This window comes from Streptomyces sp. NPDC051740, from assembly GCF_044453165.1.
GTDB classification, from domain to species: domain Bacteria; phylum Actinomycetota; class Actinomycetes; order Streptomycetales; family Streptomycetaceae; genus Streptomyces; species Streptomyces atrovirens.
The window spans coordinates 312,587-331,427 of record NZ_JBITCL010000001.1 but is presented as its reverse complement, the minus strand read 5'-3'; the positions used below and the strand labels follow the sequence as shown (position 1 = coordinate 331,427).

15 protein-coding genes and 1 riboswitch are annotated in these 18,841 nt (G+C 72.7%); of the genes, 8 read left to right on the top strand and 7 right to left on the bottom strand.

The window, feature by feature from the left end; all coding sequences use genetic code 11:
- The first annotated feature begins 28 nt into the window (after positions 1 to 28).
- Together ACIA6T_RS01640 and ACIA6T_RS01635 are read left to right on the top strand one after the other, a co-directional pair.
- A complete protein-coding gene (locus ACIA6T_RS01640; RefSeq protein ID WP_399444540.1) occupies positions 29 to 1,390 on the top strand; it encodes an SWIM zinc finger family protein in 1,362 nt (453 codons plus the stop codon).
- A gap of 112 nt (positions 1,391 to 1,502) precedes the next feature.
- Positions 1,503 to 3,131, top strand: coding sequence for a DUF5691 domain-containing protein (locus ACIA6T_RS01635; RefSeq protein WP_399444539.1), 1,629 nt, complete (start codon positions 1,503 to 1,505; stop codon positions 3,129 to 3,131).
- A 206-nt stretch (positions 3,132 to 3,337) separates the two neighbouring features.
- Here ACIA6T_RS01635 and ACIA6T_RS01630 read toward each other — a convergent pair whose 3' ends face one another.
- Positions 3,338 to 3,754 carry a cobalamin B12-binding domain-containing protein gene (locus tag ACIA6T_RS01630; RefSeq protein ID WP_030871236.1) on the bottom strand — a complete coding sequence of 139 codons (417 nt, stop codon included), beginning with the start codon at positions 3,752 to 3,754 and terminating at the stop codon, positions 3,338 to 3,340.
- A 413-nt stretch (positions 3,755 to 4,167) separates the two neighbouring features.
- Here ACIA6T_RS01630 and ACIA6T_RS01625 point away from each other — a divergent pair, with 413 nt between their 5' ends.
- Both ACIA6T_RS01625 and ACIA6T_RS01620 read left to right on the top strand, forming a co-directional pair.
- Positions 4,168 to 5,034: an esterase/lipase family protein gene (locus tag ACIA6T_RS01625; protein ID WP_399444538.1), complete on the top strand. Its 867-nt coding sequence runs from the start codon at positions 4,168 to 4,170 to the stop codon at positions 5,032 to 5,034.
- Between the two features lie 354 nt (positions 5,035 to 5,388).
- The gene (locus ACIA6T_RS01620; RefSeq protein WP_399444808.1) at positions 5,389 to 6,843 is read left to right on the top strand and encodes a peptidoglycan DD-metalloendopeptidase family protein; all 1,455 of its coding nucleotides are present in this window, start codon (positions 5,389 to 5,391) and stop codon (positions 6,841 to 6,843) included.
- Positions 6,844 to 6,875: 32 nt separating this feature from the next.
- Here the strand turns inward: ACIA6T_RS01620 and pcrA are convergent, their stop codons facing one another.
- Complete coding sequence (pcrA, locus tag ACIA6T_RS01615; RefSeq protein WP_399444537.1) at positions 6,876 to 9,356, bottom strand: DNA helicase PcrA; 2,481 nt, start codon at positions 9,354 to 9,356, stop codon at positions 6,876 to 6,878.
- Positions 9,357 to 9,596: 240 nt separating this feature from the next.
- A riboswitch (cyclic di-AMP (ydaO/yuaA leader) is annotated at positions 9,597 to 9,768 on the top strand.
- 7 nt (positions 9,769 to 9,775) lie between these two features.
- On the opposite strand from pcrA, the gene ACIA6T_RS01610 reads away from it, so the two are divergent.
- Positions 9,776 to 10,957, top strand: coding sequence for an NlpC/P60 family protein (locus ACIA6T_RS01610; protein ID WP_399444536.1), 1,182 nt, complete (start codon positions 9,776 to 9,778; stop codon positions 10,955 to 10,957).
- 225 nt (positions 10,958 to 11,182) lie between these two features.
- On the opposite strand, the gene ACIA6T_RS01605 is transcribed toward ACIA6T_RS01610, so the two are convergent.
- Complete coding sequence (locus ACIA6T_RS01605) at positions 11,183 to 11,536, bottom strand: hypothetical protein (protein ID WP_399444535.1); 354 nt, start codon at positions 11,534 to 11,536, stop codon at positions 11,183 to 11,185.
- Between the two features lie 360 nt (positions 11,537 to 11,896).
- On the opposite strand from ACIA6T_RS01605, the gene ACIA6T_RS01600 reads away from it, so the two are divergent.
- Entirely contained in the window at positions 11,897 to 12,937 is a 1,041-nt protein-coding gene (locus ACIA6T_RS01600) for an NlpC/P60 family protein (RefSeq protein ID WP_399444534.1), read from the top strand.
- 9 nt (positions 12,938 to 12,946) lie between these two features.
- Here the strand turns inward: ACIA6T_RS01600 and ACIA6T_RS01595 are convergent, their stop codons facing one another.
- Both ACIA6T_RS01595 and ACIA6T_RS01590 read right to left on the bottom strand, forming a co-directional pair.
- Positions 12,947 to 13,660, bottom strand: a complete 714-nt coding sequence (locus ACIA6T_RS01595; RefSeq protein ID WP_399444533.1) for a LuxR C-terminal-related transcriptional regulator — start codon at positions 13,658 to 13,660, stop codon at positions 12,947 to 12,949.
- Positions 13,657 to 14,949, bottom strand: a complete 1,293-nt coding sequence (locus ACIA6T_RS01590; RefSeq protein WP_399444532.1) for a PspC domain-containing protein — start codon at positions 14,947 to 14,949, stop codon at positions 13,657 to 13,659. Before ACIA6T_RS01590 ends, ACIA6T_RS01595 begins: the two co-directional genes overlap by 4 nt.
- Positions 14,950 to 15,128: 179 nt before the next feature.
- Here ACIA6T_RS01590 and ACIA6T_RS01585 point away from each other — a divergent pair, with 179 nt between their 5' ends.
- On the top strand, positions 15,129 to 16,490 hold the full coding sequence (locus tag ACIA6T_RS01585; protein ID WP_399444531.1) for a PspC domain-containing protein: 1,362 nt from the start codon (positions 15,129 to 15,131) through the stop codon (positions 16,488 to 16,490).
- Positions 16,477 to 16,713, top strand: coding sequence for a hypothetical protein (locus tag ACIA6T_RS01580; protein WP_399444530.1), 237 nt, complete (start codon positions 16,477 to 16,479; stop codon positions 16,711 to 16,713). Before ACIA6T_RS01585 ends, ACIA6T_RS01580 begins: the two co-directional genes overlap by 14 nt.
- 7 nt (positions 16,714 to 16,720) lie before the next feature.
- On the opposite strand, the gene ACIA6T_RS01575 is transcribed toward ACIA6T_RS01580, so the two are convergent.
- Both ACIA6T_RS01575 and ACIA6T_RS01570 read right to left on the bottom strand, forming a co-directional pair.
- On the bottom strand, positions 16,721 to 17,239 hold the full coding sequence (locus tag ACIA6T_RS01575) for a DoxX family membrane protein (RefSeq protein ID WP_399444529.1): 519 nt from the start codon (positions 17,237 to 17,239) through the stop codon (positions 16,721 to 16,723).
- A 269-nt stretch (positions 17,240 to 17,508) separates the two neighbouring features.
- The gene (locus tag ACIA6T_RS01570; RefSeq protein WP_399444528.1) at positions 17,509 to 18,789 is read right to left on the bottom strand and encodes a hypothetical protein; all 1,281 of its coding nucleotides are present in this window, start codon (positions 18,787 to 18,789) and stop codon (positions 17,509 to 17,511) included.
- Positions 18,790 to 18,841: the final 52 nt, after the last annotated feature.

Here is an 18,841-nt window from a genome sequence, read left to right as displayed (position 1 = left end):
GTCAGTGCCGGGATCTAGTTTCGGTGGCATGACTCAGCAGGGGGTGCGCTGGACCGCGGACCAGGTGCTGGCACTGGCGCCTGACCCCGCGTCACGCACGGCGGGGAGCAGACTCGGCGCGGCCGGTCCGTGGTCCGGGACCGGCAGTTCGGGAGAGGGGACGGTGTGGGGGCTGTGCGCGGGCGGTGGGGGCACTCCGTACCGGACGGTCGTCGACGTCGCGGACGCCTCCGGGCCCGCGTACCACTGCAGTTGCCCGAGCCGTAAGTTCCCGTGCAAGCACGCGCTCGGTCTGCTGCTGCTCTGGTCGGGCGGGGACGGGGCGGTGCCGCGGGGGGAGGCGCCGGAGTGGGCCGAGCAGTGGATCGCGGGCCGGCGCACGCGTACGGAGGAGAAGCGGACCGCGGGCACCTCGGATTCCTCGGGTTCCTCGGGTTCCGCCGGTCCGGAGGCGGCGCGGCGCAGGGCGGAGCGCCGGGCCGAGCGGGTGACGGCGGGCGCGGTGGAGCTGGAGCAGCGCCTGGCGGATCTGCTCCGCGGCGGCCTGGCGGCGGCCGAGCAGTCGGGGGACGGACTGTGGGAGGAGACCGCGGCCCGCATGGTCGACGCCCAGGCGCCGGGGCTGGCCGCCCGGGTGCGGGAGCTGGGGGCGCTCGCGGGCACCGGACCGGGCCGGCCGATGCGGCTGCTGGAGGAGTGCGCGCTGCTCCACCTCCTCGGCCGGGGCTGGCTGCGCCGGGAGCGGCTGCCGGAGGGCCTGGCCGCGACGGTCCGTTCCCGTATCGGCCTGCCCGCGCCGGCGGACGGTCCGGCGATACGGGACCACTGGCTGGTCCTCGCCCAGTACGACACGGCGGACAGCCGTCTGACGACCCGCCGCGTCTGGCTGTACGGCACGGACTCGGGGCGCACGGCGCTGCTCCTCTCCTACGGTGCGGCGGGCCGCGCCCCGGAGCTCGCGCTGCCGGTCGGGCTGGCCCTCGACGCGGAGCTGTCCGCGTACCCGGGCGCGGGACAGCCACGGGCGGCCCTGGGCGAGCGGTTCGCGCCGGCCGCGCCGACGGACGTACGGCCACCGGGGACGACGACGGCCCGGGCGGCAGCCCGCTACGGCGAGGCGCTGCGCGACGACCCCTGGCTGGACTCGGTCCCGGTGACGCTGGACCGGGTGATACCGACTCCGGACGGTGACGGCTGGCAGCTGGCCGACGCCGACGAGGACGCGGCCCTGCCGCTCACGCCGGCCGCGCGGTCCCGCCCCGGTCTGTGGCGTCTGGTCGCCCTGTCGGGCGGCGTCCCGGTCAGGGTCTTCGGTGAGTGCGGCCACCAGGGATTCACTCCGTTGGCGGTATGGCCGGAGGGGCCCGGTGAGGCGGTGCCGCTGTGCTGAGCGGCGCGCCCACCCCCGTTCCCGTCCACCCCAGGAATCTTTCGGACATCACTGGACACTCGACGCGTGTGAGTCTTCGACCGTGCCGGGACGCCCGTCGGAAAGGAAGCTCATGAGCAGGACGACCACCGCCGTGGACGCGCCTCTCCCGGATTCCTGGGAGGAGCTGGTGACCACGGCCCTGCTGGGCACGGACCGGCGTACACCGGCGGGCTCCGCGCCCGGGCCGGACGCGCCGTCGGCCCTGCTGGACGCGGCGGCCGTGGCGACCGTACGGCGACGTGCCGGGCTGCGGCCCGCGCGGGCCGCGGAGCGTCCGCGGCCGGCCCCCGAGGACCCGCGCCCTCCGCTGCCGTCCGCCGCCGCGCGCCGGCTCGCGATGCTGCTCGCCGACCGTCCCGGCACCGCGGGCGGTGGCCGCCGGGGCGCGGCTCCGGACCTCATGGAGCTGCTGCCCCAGTGGCTGGCGACGGCGAACGCCCGCGGTTTCGCGGCGCCCCCGGCCGCGCTGCCCGCCCTGCTCGACGCCGCGCGGGGACGGACCGACCTGCGTCCGGCGGCGCTGCGGTTCGCGGGGCCGCGCGCCCTGTGGCTGGCCCGGTTCAACCCGGACTGGCGGTTCGCCCTGCGCTCCACACCGGGCGGGGGCGCGTCCGTGCCCCGTCTTCACGACACGGAGGGCATACGGCGGCTCTGGCAGGAGGGCCTCTTCGCCGAACGGGTCGCCCTCCTCACCGCCCTGCGCTCCCGCAAGCCGGCCACCGCGCGGGAACTCCTCGCGACGGGCTGGGCGACGGAGCGGGCGGAGGACCGCCTGATGTTCCTGGACTCACTGCGCACCGGGCTCGGCCCGGACGACGAGCCCTTCCTGGAGCAGGCCCTGGCCGACCGCAGTCGCAACGTACGGGCGACGGCGGCGGAGCTGCTGTCGGCGCTGCCCGGCTCCGCGCTGGCGGAACGCATGGCGGTCCGGGCCGGGGCGTGTGTGGCCGTCGACCACACACGGGACACACCGACGATCGCCGTCGAGGCGCCGCACGAATGCGACGCGGGCATGGAACGCGACGGTGTGGTGGCCAGGGCCCCGGCGGGCCGGGGCGAACGGTCCTGGTGGCTCGGCCAGTTGGTGGAGGCGGCACCCCTGGGAAGCTGGTCGCGGCGGCTCGGCGGGCGTACGCCGCGGGAGATCGTGGCGCTGCCGGTGGCGGACGACTGGCGGAGCGAGCTGCACGCGGCCTGGTGCCGGGCGGCGGTACGGCAGCGCGACGCGGCGTGGTCCCGGGCGCTGCTCGGGGAGCCCTCCGCGCCGGAGGCGGGCGGTCCGGGGGCTGTGTCCCTGGCCGAACGCGCCAAGCTGCTCGGCACGCTGGACGCCGCCGAACGGGCCGAGTGGGTGGCCGGATTCATCGAGACGCACGGTCTGTCCGAGGCGTTCCAGCTGCTCGGGGTGTGCGCCGTGCCCTGGGCGGCGCCGGTCGGACGGGCGGTGGTCGACGCGCTCGACATCGCGCGTGACGCAGGGAGTTATCCATGGAGTTTCAGCGGAGTCATGGGCCTGGCCGAACGCTGCCTCGACCCGTCCGAGGCCGGCCGCCTCGACGCGCTCCTGGCGGTACCGGACGAGCCGGAGAACGCGTCACCCGGAGCCGGCGGCTACTGGTCGGAAGCCTTCCAGCGCCTGGTCACCACCCTGCACCTACGCGCGACCATCCTCACAGAACTGACCCCACCCGCCTCGTGACCCGTCCCGCCGTTCCCACGGGCAGTCGTGCCGCTGGGGCGACGGGGGTCCCCCCGCTCGAGCGGAGCCGAGAGTGGGGGAGGGTGGGCGCGACGGCACCCCGCAAGCGCCGGGCAGCGCGACCCACCCCCGCCCAGCTCCGGCTCCGGGGCGGCGGGGCCGAGGCCCCGGCCCGAACGCGGCGCGCGAGGCGTCACGAACGCGCCCTACGCCTCCGCGGGCTGCCGCACGTTCGCCCGCACCCAGTCCACGATCGACGCCGTGGTCGCCCCCGGAGTGAAGATCTCCGCAACACCCTTCTCCTTCAGCGGAGCGATGTCCGCCTCGGGAATGATCCCGCCCCCGAAGACCAGGATGTCCGCCGCGTCCCGCTGCGCCAGCAGTTCGATCACGGCCGCGAAAAGCGTGTTGTGCGCCCCGGAGAGGATGGACAGACCGATCGCGTCGGCGTCCTCCTGGATCGCGGTGTCGACGATCTGCTCGGGAGTCTGGTGAAGCCCGGTGTAGATCACCTCCATACCGGCATCGCGCAGCGCCCGCGCGATCACCTTGGCCCCGCGATCGTGGCCGTCGAGCCCCGGCTTGGCCACCACCACGCGGATCGGACCGGCTGCCACACCCATCACTGCCTCCATGAAGCGACTGCATCCATCCCTGCCGACAAGTACCGCACACATCCGTCATGCCGTACACATCGCTCGGGCGCCCCGTCCCGAACCGGCCGGGGAAGTGAACGAACGTTATCTCCAGCATCCCGCAACCGGCAGTTTCACGGTGCGCAGCGAGGGGCAAATCACACGGAGGGACACGTTCACCGCGCAGCGTTCCCGGGCTCCGGGCCCCGCGCACCGCACGCCCGTGCACCACTCGGGCAGCGGTGGGAACATGCGTACAAGGGATTCGCACCGAGGCCGCCGCACCACCGCGCCCCCTCCACACGTCGCACGCGCGCACCGTCGACCGCTCTCGCAGCGATTTCCCATGAGGGCACACGGGGGACAGGGCTGTCCTCCCGCGTGCCGACAGGAGGTCGGCCATGAAGGTCACCGAGGCAGCTCTTCCCTTCCTGCCGCTCTGCCGGCGTCTTCTGCCGACCCGGCTGGCGGATCTCTCCCTGACCCTGTTGAAGGCGACCGCCCTGGAGCTGGCGATCCTGGCGGGCCACCTCCTGCTCTATCCCGCCGGCATCGTCCAGGAGCGCCGGGACGCACGCCCCGCGCTGCCCTCCCCGGACGGCGCCGCGCAGCTGCCGGCGGAGGCCAAGCCGCCGGTGGTCCTGCTGCACGGCTTCATCGACAACCGGTCGGTCTTCGTCCTGCTGCGCCGCAGCCTCGCCCAGCACGGCAGGCAGCAGATCGAGTCGCTCAACTACTCCCCGTTGACCTGCGACATCCGTATCGCGGCCGAACTGCTCGGCCGACACATAGAGCAGGTGTGCGAACGCACGGGCAGTCGCCGGGTCGACGTGGTCGGGCACAGCCTCGGCGGGCTCATCGCGCGGTACTACGTGCAGCGGCTGGGCGGTGACACCCGCGTGCGGACGCTCGTCACGCTCGGCACCCCGCACTCCGGCACACGCGTCGCACCGCTGGCCAACGCGCACCCCATCGTGCGCCAGATGCGCCCCGGCTCACCGGTGCTCGAGGAGCTCACCCAGCCCGCGCCGGGCTGCCGTACGCGCTTCGTCGCCTTCTGGAGCGACCTCGACCACATCATGGACCCGCTGGAGTCGGCGTGCGTCGAGCACCCCGACCTGACGTCGGTGAACGTACGGGTGAGCGGCGTGGGCCATCTCGCCCTGCCCGTGCACCCGGCCGTGGCGACCCGCATACGGCAGGCCCTGGACACGGCGCACCCCGGAGAGCCGTCCACCGGCCGCCCGGAAGGCCTGACCGTGGCTTGACGGCGGGCCGCCCGGAAGGCCCGCCCGCGGCCCGAGCGCGACACGCCCGGCACCGGCGCCACGGGACAACCGGAACCGCGCGCCCCCCTCGACAGCGATCCGAACAACAACGGTCCGGGACGGCCCACTTATCGCCGCCGACCGCCCACCGCCTCGAACAAATCTCGAACAAAAAGCCAAGACCGCGCCCGTCGTCCGCCAAAAGGCAACCGATTGCCCGTTTCCTGCGCGCGCGAAACCTGCGGAAGATTGTCGTGCCCGCATACCGCCGGGTACAGTCGCCGCACTGCTCTGGCAGCCCCTGTTGTCGAGGCGAAAGAGAAGTTGGTGAACGACCGTCACCCGTCGGGGACCATGGACCCGGCTCCGGCTTCCGATGCCGCTTCGGCGCCCTATGCGTCGTACGACACCCAAGAAGCCCAGTACGGCGACTTCACCACGTACGGCGGCCACGACGCCACCGGTTATGCCGCCACCCACTTCGGCACGGGCGGCCACACCGCCGGGGGCTTCGTCACGGATCCCCTCTTCGGCCACCTCCCGGGCGGCGGCCAGGACACGGGCGCGTACGACACCACCGGGCACTGGCCCACGGACGGCCAGGACACCGGCCACTACGACATGTACGCGGCCCAGCACGTGTCCTCGTACGACACCGGCGGTTACGACACGACCGCCTGGACCACCGGCCACCACCCGATGACGGTGATCCCGCCGCAGGCGGCCTCGCCGGAGACCAGCGGTCAGTGGGACTCCGGCGAGTGGCTCCAGCCCGATCAGGCCGGGAACCCCGCCGACCGGACCCAGCAGTGGGACTGGGGCACGCAGACCTTCGACAGCGGTGTCTACGACGCCACGCAGTGGAACTCCGACGGCGGCGACACCGCCGCCCCGGCGCCCGCGTCCGACGCCTACGAGCCGCAGGCGGACTCCTTCGACCAGGAGCCCTACGAGGAGCCCACCGCCCAGGAGCCTGCCGACACCGGTGAGCTGCCCGTGGTGCACCTGCTCGAAGGGCAGGAGGAGACCGTCCCCGCCCCGTCTCCGCGCGCGGCCTCGCGCGCCGGGTCGCGTTCCCGCCGCCGTACGCCCGCCAAGCGCTCCGCGCTGCTGACGGTGGCCGTGCCCTCGGCGTGCGTGATGGGCGTCGCCGGTATCGCCGCGGCCTCGGTCGGCAACCTGACCGACGACGGCGGCCAGGAAACGACGACGACCGCGGCGGACGCCCAGCCGGTGAAACCGTCCGCCGCCAACATGAAGCTGGACACCCAGCTGGAGAGCCTCGCCGCCGGCGCCGACGACTTCGCCGACCGGGCCAGCCGGACCCAGGAGCGCATCGACCTCAAGGCGCAGCAGGCGGCCGAGCGCAGGGCGGCCGCCGAGGAGGCGGCCCGCAAGGAGCGGCTGCGGCCGAAGTTCGCGCTCCCGGTCGCGCAGCACGGACTCAGCGCCTACTACGGCCAGTCCGGCATCAACTGGATGTCCGTCCACACCGGCATCGACTTCCCCGTCCTGTACGGCGCGACGGTGATGGCCGCCACCGACGGCACGGTGCGCACGCAGTTCAACTCCGCCTACGGCAACATGATGATCGTGACGGCGAAGGACGGCACGGAGACGTGGTACTGCCACCTCTCCAGCTACCAGGTCGCCTCCGGTACGACCGTGAAGGCCGGCGACCCGATCGCCTTCTCCGGGGACTCCGGCAACTCGACCGGTCCGCACCTGCACTTCGAGGTCCGCCCCGGCGGCGGCTCGGCGATCGACCCGCTCGCCTGGTTCCGCAGCCACGGCCTCGACCCGTCGTAGGTCCGTCCCCCACGACGGGTCTCAGCGCCCGGCTACAGCTTCTCCACCGGCGCGTACCGCAGCAGCAGCCGCTTGGGCTTGGTGTCCCCGAAGTCGATCGTCGCCTCCGTGTTGGCACCCGTGCCCTTCACCGCGACCACGGTGCCGAGGCCGAACTGGTCGTGCGTGACCCGGTCCCCGATCGCCAGTGACACCACGGGCTTGTCCGCGGTCCGCCGGGTGGCGAAACCGGAACCGCCCGACGCCGACGAGCGCGAGCGGGACGACGACAGCGAGGCCGCCACCCCCGACACCGGACCGGAGGAGACGGGCGTGCTCGCCCCCGTCCGCTTCCACTCCAGGTGGGCGGCCGGGATCTCCTCCAGGAACCGCGAGGGCGGGTTGTAGGACGGCTGGCCCCACGCGCTGCGCAGCGTCGACCGGGTCAGGTACAGCCGCTCACGCGCGCGCGTGATGCCGACGTACGCCAGGCGCCGCTCCTCCTCCAGCTCCTTGGTCTCGCCGAGGGCGCGCATGTGCGGGAAGACGCCGTCCTCCATGCCGGTGAGGAAGACGACCGGAAACTCCAGGCCCTTGGCGGTGTGCAGGGTCATCAGCGTGATGACGCCGGAGCCGTCCTCGTCCTCGTCGGGGATCTGGTCGGAGTCGGCGACCAGGGCGACCTGCTCCAGGAAGTCGGACAGCGCGACCGACTCGCCCTCGCCGCGCTCCTGCTCGAACTCCAGGGCGACGGCCGCGAGTTCCTGGAGGTTCTCGATCCGGGTCTCGTCCTGCGGGTCGGTGGAGGCCTGCAGCTCCGCGAGGTAGCCCGTGCGTTCGAGGATCGCCTCCAGGACCGTCGCCGGGCCCGCCCCGGACTCCACGACCGTACGGAGGTCCTCCATCAGCGTGTTGAACCGCTTCACCGCGTTCGACGAGCGCGCGGCCATGCCGTACGCCTCGTCGACGCGCCTCAGCGCCTGCGGGAAGCTGATCTTCTCGCGCTGGGCGAGGGCGTCGATCATCGCCTCCGCGCGGTCGCCGATGCCCCGCTTGGGGACGTTGAGGATGCGGCGCAGCGGCACCGAGTCCTCGGGGTTGGCGAGCACCCGCAGGTAGGCCAGGACGTCCCGGACCTCCTTGCGCTCGTAGAAGCGGACACCGCCGACGACCTTGTAGGGCAGGCCGACGCGGATGAAGATCTCCTCGAAGACACGGGACTGGGCGTTGGTGCGGTAGAAGACGGCGACGTCGCCCGCCTTGGCCTCGCCCGCGTCGGTGAGGCGGTCTATCTCCTCGGCGACGAACTGGGCCTCGTCGTGCTCGGTGTCCGCGACGTACCCGGTGATCCGCGCGCCCGTGCCGGCGTTGGTCCACAGGTTCTTGGGGCGGCGCGACTCGTTGCGCTCGATGACGGCGTTGGCGGCGCTCAGGATGGTCTGCGTGGAGCGGTAGTTCTGCTCCAGCAGGATCGTGGTCGCGTCCGGGTAGTCCTCCTCGAACTGGAGGATGTTGCGGATCGTCGCGCCGCGGAAGGCGTAGATCGACTGGTCGGCGTCGCCCACCACGCACAGCTCGGCGGGCGGCACCTCGGGCTCGGACGGTGCGCCGGCGGGGTGCTCGGAGGTGCCGACGAGCTCGCGGACCAGCGCGTACTGGGCGTGGTTGGTGTCCTGGTACTCGTCGACCATGACGTGCCGGAAACGGCGGCGGTAGTGCTCGGCGACGTCCGGGAAGGCGCGGAGCAGGTTGACCGTCGTCATGATCAGGTCGTCGAAGTCGAGGGCGTTGGCCTCCCGCAGCCGCGACTGGTAGAGCGCGTAGGCCTGGGCGAGGGTCTTCTCGAAACCGTCGGCGGCCCGGGCGGCGAAGTCCTCCTCGTCGATCAGCTCGTTCTTCAGGTTGCTGATCTTGGCGCTGAAGGACTTCGGCGGGAAGCGCTTGGGGTCGAGCTCCAGGTCGCGGCAGACCAGGGCCATCAGACGCTTGGAGTCGGCGGCGTCGTAGATCGAGAACGACGACGTGAAGCCGAGCTTCTTGCTCTCGCGGCGCAGGATGCGCACGCACGCGCTGTGGAACGTCATGACCCACATGGCGCCCGCGCGCGGGCCGACGAGCTGCTCGACGCGCTCCTTCATCTCGCCCGCGGCCTTGTTGGTGAAGGTGATCGCGAGGATCTGGCCCGGATGGACGTGCCGCTCGGCCAACAGGTGGGCGATGCGGTGGGTGAGCACACGGGTCTTGCCGGAGCCGGCGCCGGCCACGATGAGCAGCGGGGAGCCGGAGTGCACGACGGCGGCGCGCTGGTTGTCGTTCAGCCCTTCCAGCAGCGCGGCGGCGTCGATCACCGGGCGCGGGGCGCCGTCGCGGTAGTAGGTGTCCCGGTCCGGCGGCACGTCGAACTTACCGCCGAACAGGTCGTCCGGGATCCGCTCCGGTACGTGCTCGTCCTCGGGCGGTGGCGGGGGCTCGCCCTCGGGGCCCCGCTGGGCCTGGAGGTCCGCCAGGAAGCTGTCGTCAAAGAGGCTGCTCATCGCTCTCCGAGTCTAGGCCGCCCCACCGACAACCAGGGGCCGCCCCGGGAACATCCCCGGAATCCGGCGCCCGGGACGGGACGCGCACCCTCCAGAACCACCGCCTCACCCTGAGTGACACCGCACACAAGGTCACGAAAATGTATCGGGCATATCACCCATCAACCTTCACAGGGGCCACACCAGTTGGCTACGGTGCGGGCGGGCCGCACGACCCCCACCGGCGAACCTCGCCGGGCCGCGCGGCCTCCGCCGAATCCGTCACTGCCCTCGCGGCAGCCGGAGCCGGGGACCCACCGAGACCATGGGGTGAATCGGCCCACTCCCTCGCGGAGCGGCCGTAGGGCAACCCTTCCGAACCACCCGCCCGAACCCGACAGCTAACCCGGTAGGCGGAGCTTTGGAAGGAGTCGCCTCCCTTGGCGTCGCACCGCAAGTCGCGCACCCCCGGCACGCGCGTGGCAGGCATACGAACCCCGGCCCTCGCCACGGCCGCCCTGACCTCCGTGGCCCTGCTGTCCCAGACGGCCACCGCCGCCCCCTCCGACGACGGCAGGCCGAGCCTGGAGGAGGTCGAGAAGAAGGTCGACGACCTCTACCGCCAGGCGGAGTCGGCGACCGAGAAGTACAACGCGGCCAAGGAGAAGACCGCGAAGCAGCGCAGGCAGGTGGACACGCTCCTCGACGACGTGGCCAAGCGCACCCAGGAGCTCAACGAGGCGCGGGCGGAGCTGGGTTCCTTCGCCGCCGCCCAGTACCGGACCGGCGCCGGCGTCCCCGACACCGCGGCCTTCCTGCTCGCGGACACCCCGCAGGACGTCTTCGACCAGCGCCAGGTGATGGACCGGATGACCGGCCGCCAGAAGGAAGCGGTCGACGACTACGTCACCCAGCAGTCCGAGACGATGAAGAAGCGCCAGGAGGCCACCGAGAGCCTTCAGACGCTCACCGAGACCCAGGGTGACCTGAAGACGGCCAAGGCCACCGTCCAGAAGAAGCTCACCGACGCGCGCGAGCTGATGTCGAAGCTGACCGCCGAGGAGAAGGCGCGGCTCGCGGCGATCGAGAAGAAGAAGCAGAAGGAGGCCGCCCGCAAGGCCGCCGAACTCGCCGAGCAGCAGAAGGCCCAGGAGGAGGCCCAGGAGGAGGCCGCCGCCCAGCAGGACAGCGGCACCTCGGACAGCGCCTCCGGGTCGGCCGGCTCGGCCACCACGCCGTCGACGTCGACGGACTCCTCGTACGCCACCAAGGCCGAGAAGGCCCTCGCCTTCGCCCGCGCGCAGATCGGCAAGCCGTACGTCTGGGGCGCCACCGGCCCCGGATCCTACGACTGCTCCGGCCTCACCCAGGCCGCCTGGAAGGCCGCCGGCGTCACCATTCCGCGCACCACCTACGACCAGGTGAACGCGGGCACGACGGTCCCCGTCTCCCAGGCCCAACCCGGTGACCTGGTCTTCTTCTACGACGACATCACCCACGTGGGCATCTACATCGGCAACGGGATGATGATCCACGCGCCGAAGCCCGGCACGTACGTCCGCGAGGAGTCGATCTACTACGACGGCGAGTCCTCGATCCACAGCGTGGTGCGCCCCGCCTGACCCGCCCAAAAGGGGCGGGGACGGTCCTCCGGCATCGTCCCCGCCTCCTCCCCCCTTCCGTGCCGGTCCGTGCCGCGGCACGCGGCGCCTGGCGCCCGCACTCCCCCCGCGAACGCCGACGGCGGTGACGCTGTCCGCGTCCACCGCCGCCGGCACCCCCTGGCTCGGGGCCCGGGGCGTGTTCTGTCGTGGGCCGCGGTCACGTCCGGGCCCGTGGAGCGGGGGTCAGGTCCACAGCACCGCGACGAAGACGTTCGTCACGGTCAGCAGCCCGACCAGACCGAACAGGCCCTTGTCCACCTTCTCGTCGTCCCGCTTCACGTACACCAGGCCGAGGATCACGATCAGCAGGGCCAGCTTCACGCCGATCTTGATGTTGTCGACGGAGTAGTCCTGGGCCTGGTTGAGGCCGACCAGGACCACACCGGTGACCAGCATCGTCAGCGCGCCGTGCAGCATCGCGGGGACGAACCGGGCGGTGCCCGCGCCCATCGCCTTCATCTGGGTGAGGAAGCCACCGAGGAGCGACGCGATGCCGATGATGTGCAGACCGACGAAGAGGTGGATGAGTACGTCCATGAGGCCGGAGCCTAGCCATAGCCGCCTCGTAGCACTCCGGCGCCCTCAACCGTCCCTCCTCCGCCATATCGGTCATCACCCTGAGTGAAGACGACGAAGCCGGAACAGGATTCCGGTCACTTACGGTCACCCGGCTGTCCGCTCACGCCACTTCCGCACAACCCGTTACCGGGGCCACGCGACCGGGCCTAGCGTCCTCCTCCAGGTGACCGGCTCTCCACCGCCGCCCGGTCCAGGGGCGGCGACCGGACACCACCGCCGAGAAGGTCCGGCGGCGGACGGCTCCCCTGTGCACCCCCGCCGCCGGACCACCGGACGGCAGTCCGCTCCGCGCGGTCGTCGGAAAGGACGGGAATCCAGGTGGCAGCGCACCGCAGGTCCCGACAGCGCGTCGCGGGCGGCACCGCGGCCCGCGCGGCCATCGCCCTCGCCCTCGCCGGCGCGGCCACCGCGACCGGCCTCGACGGGACGGGACACGCCGAACCGCAGCTGACACCGGGCCAGGTCAAGGCCGAGGTCGACAGGCTCTACCGGGAGGCGGAGACCACCACCGAGAAGTACAACGGCGTCAAGGAGAAGGCCGAGTCGGCCCAGCGGCGGCTGCGCGACCTGCAGGACGAGGCGGCCCGCAGGAAGGACCGGCTCAACTCCGCGCGGGACGCCCTGGGCACGGTCGCCGCGGCGCAGTACCGCGGCAGCGGCCTCGACCCCGCCCTGCGGCTCTTCCTCTCCGAGGACCCCGACGGCTATCTGGACGGCGCCGCGCTCGCCGAACGGGCGGGCAGCCGCCGCCAGGCGGCGGTGGGACGCGTACGCACACAGCTCCGGGAGATCGAGCGGTTGCGCGGCGCCGCACGCGTCGAGGTGAAATCGCTGACGTCCCGCCGCGCCGAACTCGAGCGGCACAAGAAGACGATCAACGCCAAGCTGACCGCCGCCCGCCGGCTGCTGTCCCGGCTGACCCCCGGGCAACGCGCGGGACTCACCGACGGAACCGACCGCGCCCCGCACTCCTCGACGGACGCCCGGGACGCCGCCCTCGCGGCCCCCGGCCCCCGCGCGGCGGAGGCCGTCTCCTACGCCTACGCCAAGCTCGGCAGCCCCTACGTCTGGGGCGCGACCGGCCCGGACGCCTTCGACTGCTCGGGCCTCGTCCAGGCCGCGTACCGCTCCGCCGGTGTCTCCCTGCCCCGCACCACCTACGCCCAGATCGACGCCGGCCGCCGCGTCACCCGCTCCGAACTCCGCCCCGGGGACCTGGTCTTCTTCTACTCCGGCATCAGTCACGTCGGCATCTACGTCGGCGACGGCCGCATGATCCACGCCCCGAACCCCTCGGCCCCGGTCCGCGTGGCCCCGATCGACGAGATGCCCTTCGCGGGCGCCACGCGCGTGGTCTGAACGACCCGCTCAGACCAGTCGCCGCGCCGTCGCCCAGCGGGTCAGTTCGTGGCGGTTGGAGAGCTGGAGCTTGCGCAGGACCGCCGAGACGTGGGACTCGACCGTCTTCACCGAGATGAACAGCTGCTTGGCGATCTCCTTGTAGGCGTAGCCGCGGGCGATCAGCCGCAGGACCTCCCGCTCGCGCTGGGTGAGGCGGTCGAGGTCCTCGTCGACCGGCGGGGCGTCGGTCGAGGCGAAGGCGTCCAGGACGAAGCCGGCCAGGCGGGGGGAGAAGACGGCGTCCCCCTCCTGGACCCGGAAGATCGAGTCGACCAGGTCGGTGCCGGTGATCGTCTTGGTCACGTAGCCGCGGGCACCGCCCCGGATCACGCCGATCACGTCCTCCGCCGCGTCCGACACGGACAGGGCGAGGAAACGGACCGGCCGCTCGGCGTCACCCATCAACGGGGCGCAGCGGCGCAGCACTTCGACACCGCCGCCACCGGGCAGGTGCACGTCGAGCAGGACCACCTCGGGCCGGGTCGCGGTGATGACCGTGACCGCCTGGTCGACGTCGGCGGCCTCACCGACCACCTCGACACCCGTCTGCGCGGTCTGCCCTATCTCCGCCTGGACACCCGTGCGGAACATGCGGTGATCGTCGACGAGGACCACCCGCGCATGACGCCCGGCACTCTCCGCCGGTCCCGTCGTTCCGTTCGCCTCGGTCGGCTCGCTCATGACGTCTTCTCCGCCCTCTCCATCTCCAGCTCGACCTCCGTGCCGCCGTCCGGCACCGCGCGCAGCCGCGCCGTGCCTCCGTTGCGCTCCATGCGGCCGATGATCGATTCTCTGACGCCCATGCGGTCGGCGGGTATCGAGTCCGGGTCGAAGCCGGGGCCGCGGTCCCGGACGGACACGAAGACCGTCCTTCCCTCGACTTCGGCGTAGACCTGCACCGCGCCTCCCTCGCCACCGTACTTGGCGGCGTTGACCATCGCTTCGCGCGCGGCCTGCATCTGCGCGCCGATTCTCTCGTCGAGCGGGCAGTCGCCGACGACCACCACCTCGATGGGGACGCCGTGCTTGTCCTCCACCTCGGCGGCGTTGCGCTTCACCGCCTCGGCGAGGGTGGCGGGTTCGTCGTCCTCGTCCTTGCCGTTGCCCTCCGGCTTGTAGAGCCAGGCGCGCAGGTCGCGTTCCTGGGCCCGGGCCAGGCGGCGCACCTCGCCCGCGTTGTCCGCGTTGCGCTGGATCAGGGTGAGGGTGTGCAGCACCGAGTCGTGGACATGGGCGGCGACCTCGGCGCGTTCCTGCGCCCGGATGCGCATCAGGCGCTCCTCGGAGAGGTCCTGGGTCATGCGCACGAGGTAGGGGCCGGCGAGGAGGGTGATGCCGACGAGGACCGCGAGGGCCGCCTGGAGCACCGAGCCGAGGTGGCTGCCGGAGCCCCGCAGGACGAAGATGCCCGAGGCGCCCGCCGTCACCAGGAGCACACCGGCCCCGGCCCGCAGCAGCGTGACCGTGCGCCGGCGGCGGCCGACCTCCATCCAGCGGGCCCGGCGGGCGTTGTCCGCCTGCCGCCAGACCAGGGCGACGCCCGCGCCGACCAGCACGGTCGGCCAGAGGTAGGCCCTGGCCCCGTTGGTCAGGTTCACGTTGCCCACGAAGATCATGGCCACGACGACCATGAGGAGCAGGGCGACGATCTGCCCCTTGTCCGGTTTCCGGGTGACGAGTCTGCGCCGGCCGTCCGGCGAGGTCTCCGTCGTCACCAGCGAGGGCGGCTTCTGCGCGTCCACACCGCCGACGCCCAGCGGTACGAAGAACCAGAACGCGGCATACAGCAGCGCGCCCAGACCGTCGGCCATGAACAGGCCGACGAAGACGAGACGTACCCAGATCACGGGCAGCCCGAGGTGTCCGGCGAGCCCCCGCGCCACACCACCGAGCCAGCGTCCGTCACTGCTGCGGTAGAGCTTGCGCGGCGGCCGCGGCTCGACTACGGGCGCTGCTGCGGCTTCCGACATGCCAATGATGGTCACACGCCCGGAGTACCGGAGCATCAGGGTCGGCCCCGGAGACTCCCCTGATCTCCGCGGCCCTGGTCCGTCGAACGCTCCCCCGGTCCCACTCGGGGACCGATATCAGGGTCCGGCCAGGGTCGTACCGACTGCCGCCACGGCGGCTCGCCCGTCACCATGGACCCATGACCGATCACCAGCACGCCGCGACGGGTCCGGGACCCGTCGCGGGCCCGGAGGGAGCGACCGCCCCGCCACCGGAGCCGGCCGACGAGAGCGGGCACTTCCGGCGCGACCGCCGGCACCAGATGCTCGGCGGGGTGTGCGCGGGGCTCGGCCGGCAGTGCGACATGGACCCGGTGATCTTCCGGATCACGCTCGCGGTCCTGTCCGCCACCGGCGGCATCGGCCTCATCTTCTACGGCTTCGCCTGGCTCTTCGTCCCGTACGAGGACGAGGAGGAGAACGAGATCCGCCGGCTGCTGACCGGCCGGGTCAACGGCCACACCCTGACGGCCGTGCTGTTCGCGCTGGTCGGCTGCGGCGTCTTCCTCACCATGCTGAGCAACGACGGAGTGCTGAGCTTCGCCGTCATACTGTCCCTGCTGCTCGCCGGCGCCGGGTACTGGTCACGGCGGCGCGGTGCGCCCAGCCCCGACCACATAGCCGCCCAGGCCGTGGCCGACGCCCCGCCGGAGCCCCAGGCACCGCCGGCCCCCTCCGCCTTCCCGTCGTGGTGGCGTGACCCCATCGTCAAGGACGGCACCCACGTCGGGGGCACGGGCTACCTGTGGGGCCCCCGGGACGCCCGCGACATGGACGTCGCCGCCGCCGTCGACAGCGGGCTCGACCCCCGCACCGGCACCCGTGGGAAGGCGTACGCGCCGCCCCTCCGTCCCCCGTTCCCGCGCGGACCCCGTGACGGGATCGGCGGCCGGGTCTTCCTGCTCGCCCTGCTCGCGGGCGGCCTCGGTGCCGGGCTGACGTGGGAGAACCACCCCCTCGGCACCAGCCTGCAGACCGGTCTCGCCTGCGCGCTCGCCGTCTTCGGTCTCGGCGTGGCCGTCAGCGCGTTCCTCGGCCGCACCGGGGCGGGATCGATCATCCTGGCGGTCGTCACGGCGGGCCTGCTCGCCGGCTCGGCCGCCCTGCCCAAGGACATCGGCACCGACTGGAAGCAGACGACCTGGGCGCCCGCCTCGGCCGCGCAGATACGCCCGGCCTACGACCTGGGCGCCGGCGAGGGCGAACTGGACCTGTCCGCGGTACGTGTCCCCGAGGACCGCACCGTCTCGACGCGGGCCGATGTCGGCCTCGGCCGGATCCATGTGATCGTGCCCAGGGACGTGACCGTGAGGCTGAGCGTCGATGTGGGAGTGGGGGACATCCAGTTGCCGGGCGACAGACAGAAGGACGTGGACGTGGCACCGGGCAAGCACAAGGAGGTGACCCTGGAGCCGCCGGCCGGCGTCGAGGAGGCGGGCACGCTCGACCTCGACCTCCAGGTCGGCGCGGGACAGGCGGAGGTGAGCCGTGCCGCGTCATGAGTTCCAGCCGGGCAGGCTGGTGGCCGGCGCCTTCCTCGTTCTCGCCGCGGTGATCTACGCCGGTGACGCGGGCGGCGCCTGGGACACTCCGTGGTTCGTGGTGATCCCCGTGGTCACCGGCGGGCTCTGTCTGGCCGGCGCGGTGGGTTCCCTGACCGGCCTCGTACGGCGGCGCCGGGGTCGGACGGCTCCCCGGAAGGCCGACGCGGAGACGGCGCCCTGAGCGGGCGCTACCGGTACTCCCCCGTTCGCTGCCGCCGCCGGGTACGAAGAGCGGCGTCCACGGACAGCAGTGGGGCGCCCGCCAGCAGCAGTGGGGTCCAGGCCAGCAGATACGGGAGGTCATTGCCGTAGTAGTACGGATCGGCGGCCCAGCTCACGGTCAGCCACAGGCTGAGGGAGATCAGCGCGCCGCCCAGGGCGGCCAGACGGGTGAGCAGGCCGAGCAGGGTGCCGATGCCGACGGCCAGCTCCCCGAGGGCGATGGCGTAACCGAAGGCGACGGGGCTCTCCAGCGCCATGTCGACCAGGGCGGGGAGGGCGGAGGAGTCGCGGACGCCGCGCATCATGTCGCCGATCGAGCCGGCGCCGGAGTCCTTCATGAACGCGCTGTCCGTGAGTTTGTCGAGGCCGGCGTAGAGGAAGGTGACTCCGAGGAAGAGGCGCAGGGGGACGAGGGCGTAGCGGGTGGCGGTGTCCCGCCAGTCCCTGTCGCTGTCGAGGTGTGGGGAGTACGTGTCCGTGCGCATACCGTGAGTCATCGCTGTCCGCCGCCTCTCACTGCCGTGCCGGCACTTTTTGACAGACCATACGTACGACGAATGAGGGCGGCTCAACCCTGGGGGCGGGGTTTTTCTTCGGGGTGCGGTACTTGTGGGGCGCCCCGCGCGGGTGTGGACCGGGGGGTGTTCGCGCAGCCCGGCGCTTACGGGGTGCCGTCGCGCCCACCCGTGCCGCCCTGCGGCACGACTGCCCGCGGGAACGGCGGCATGCGGCGGCAGACGGGGCGAATGTCCACCTAGTCCGTTACGTCGATTGTGTAGCGGTTTGTTTCTGTGCCCGCCGCCGTGATGACCTGGACCTCCACTCGGCCCGGTTCCACCTCTGCCGGGACCGGGACGGTCAGGAGTGCGTCCGTCGGATTGTCGAAGCCGCCGGCGACCGGGACCAGCGGTACGTGCACATGGACCGGTCCGACCCGGACCACCATCCGGGACAGCCGGTCCGCCCCCTGGGCGCCCACCGGCACGAACCCGGCGCCCCGGATCTCGATGTCGTCCCCGGTGCGGATCGGCGCGTCCAGATCACCGGCCTCGCGCGCCCGCACCACCGAGAGGATCACCGGACGGCCGCCCTCCGCGTACTTCCCCGCGAGATACGTCGCCGCCGACACCAGCACCACCACCGCGAGGCCCCACGGCAGATCCGGCAGCTGGTCCGGCCGCCGGGCCAGCCGCACCGCCGCGAACACCAGGGCGACACCGCTGATCACGACGTACTGGATGTCGGCGAAGTTCCCCCGCCCCGAGTCGTCGGTCAGCAGGTCCGCCGCCCTGGGCCGGTACGCGCGCACCTTCTGCAGCCGCTGTCCCAGCACCCGCAGTCCGACCACCCGCCGCACCAGCACGGCGATCCCGCACACCACGGCCAGCACGGTCACCACACCGGCGCCGCGGGCGAGTTCCAGCCCGTCGATCAGCGCGTCCCGCTCCCGGTTCCCGGAGGCGGCCGCGAGCTGCCCCACCAGAACGAGCACCGCGAACGCCAGGAACAGCACCCAGCACGCGGCCACCGCACGGGACGTGGAGAGCCGGTTGTCCTCCCCGATCACCGGCGCCAGCACACCTCCGCGCGCCCGGTGGAACCACGACGCCGCGGTCAGCGCCCCGGCCACCACCAGCGCGGCCAGCAGCCCGGCGGTGCGGGCGGCACTCCACCCCGCGCCGATCGCCGTGAGCGCCTGCCCCAGGAGCAGCAGCACGACACCCGCCCACACCACACCCGCGGTCCGCCGCCACAGCCGTACCAGCCACGCCGCGCCCTCGGCCCGCCCCCGTTCGGCGACGATCTCAGCGGCCTGCGTCAGCTCCTCCGACACCCACTGCCGGGAGGCGGAGGCGGAGTGGGCCACCGCGACCGGCACTCCCTGTCCGGCCGCGAACTCGTCCCGCTTCAGCAGGAACGCGGCGACCGCCCGCCGATGCCCCTCACGCGCCCCGTGCGGACAGTCCCCGCAGGTGCAGCCCCCCTGGTGGGCGCCCATGTCGGGGCCGCCCCGCCTCGCCTCCTGCACCGCCACGCCCGAAGCCCGCCTTCCCCACCGTCAAAGCCACCGAAGTCATCGAGGCCGT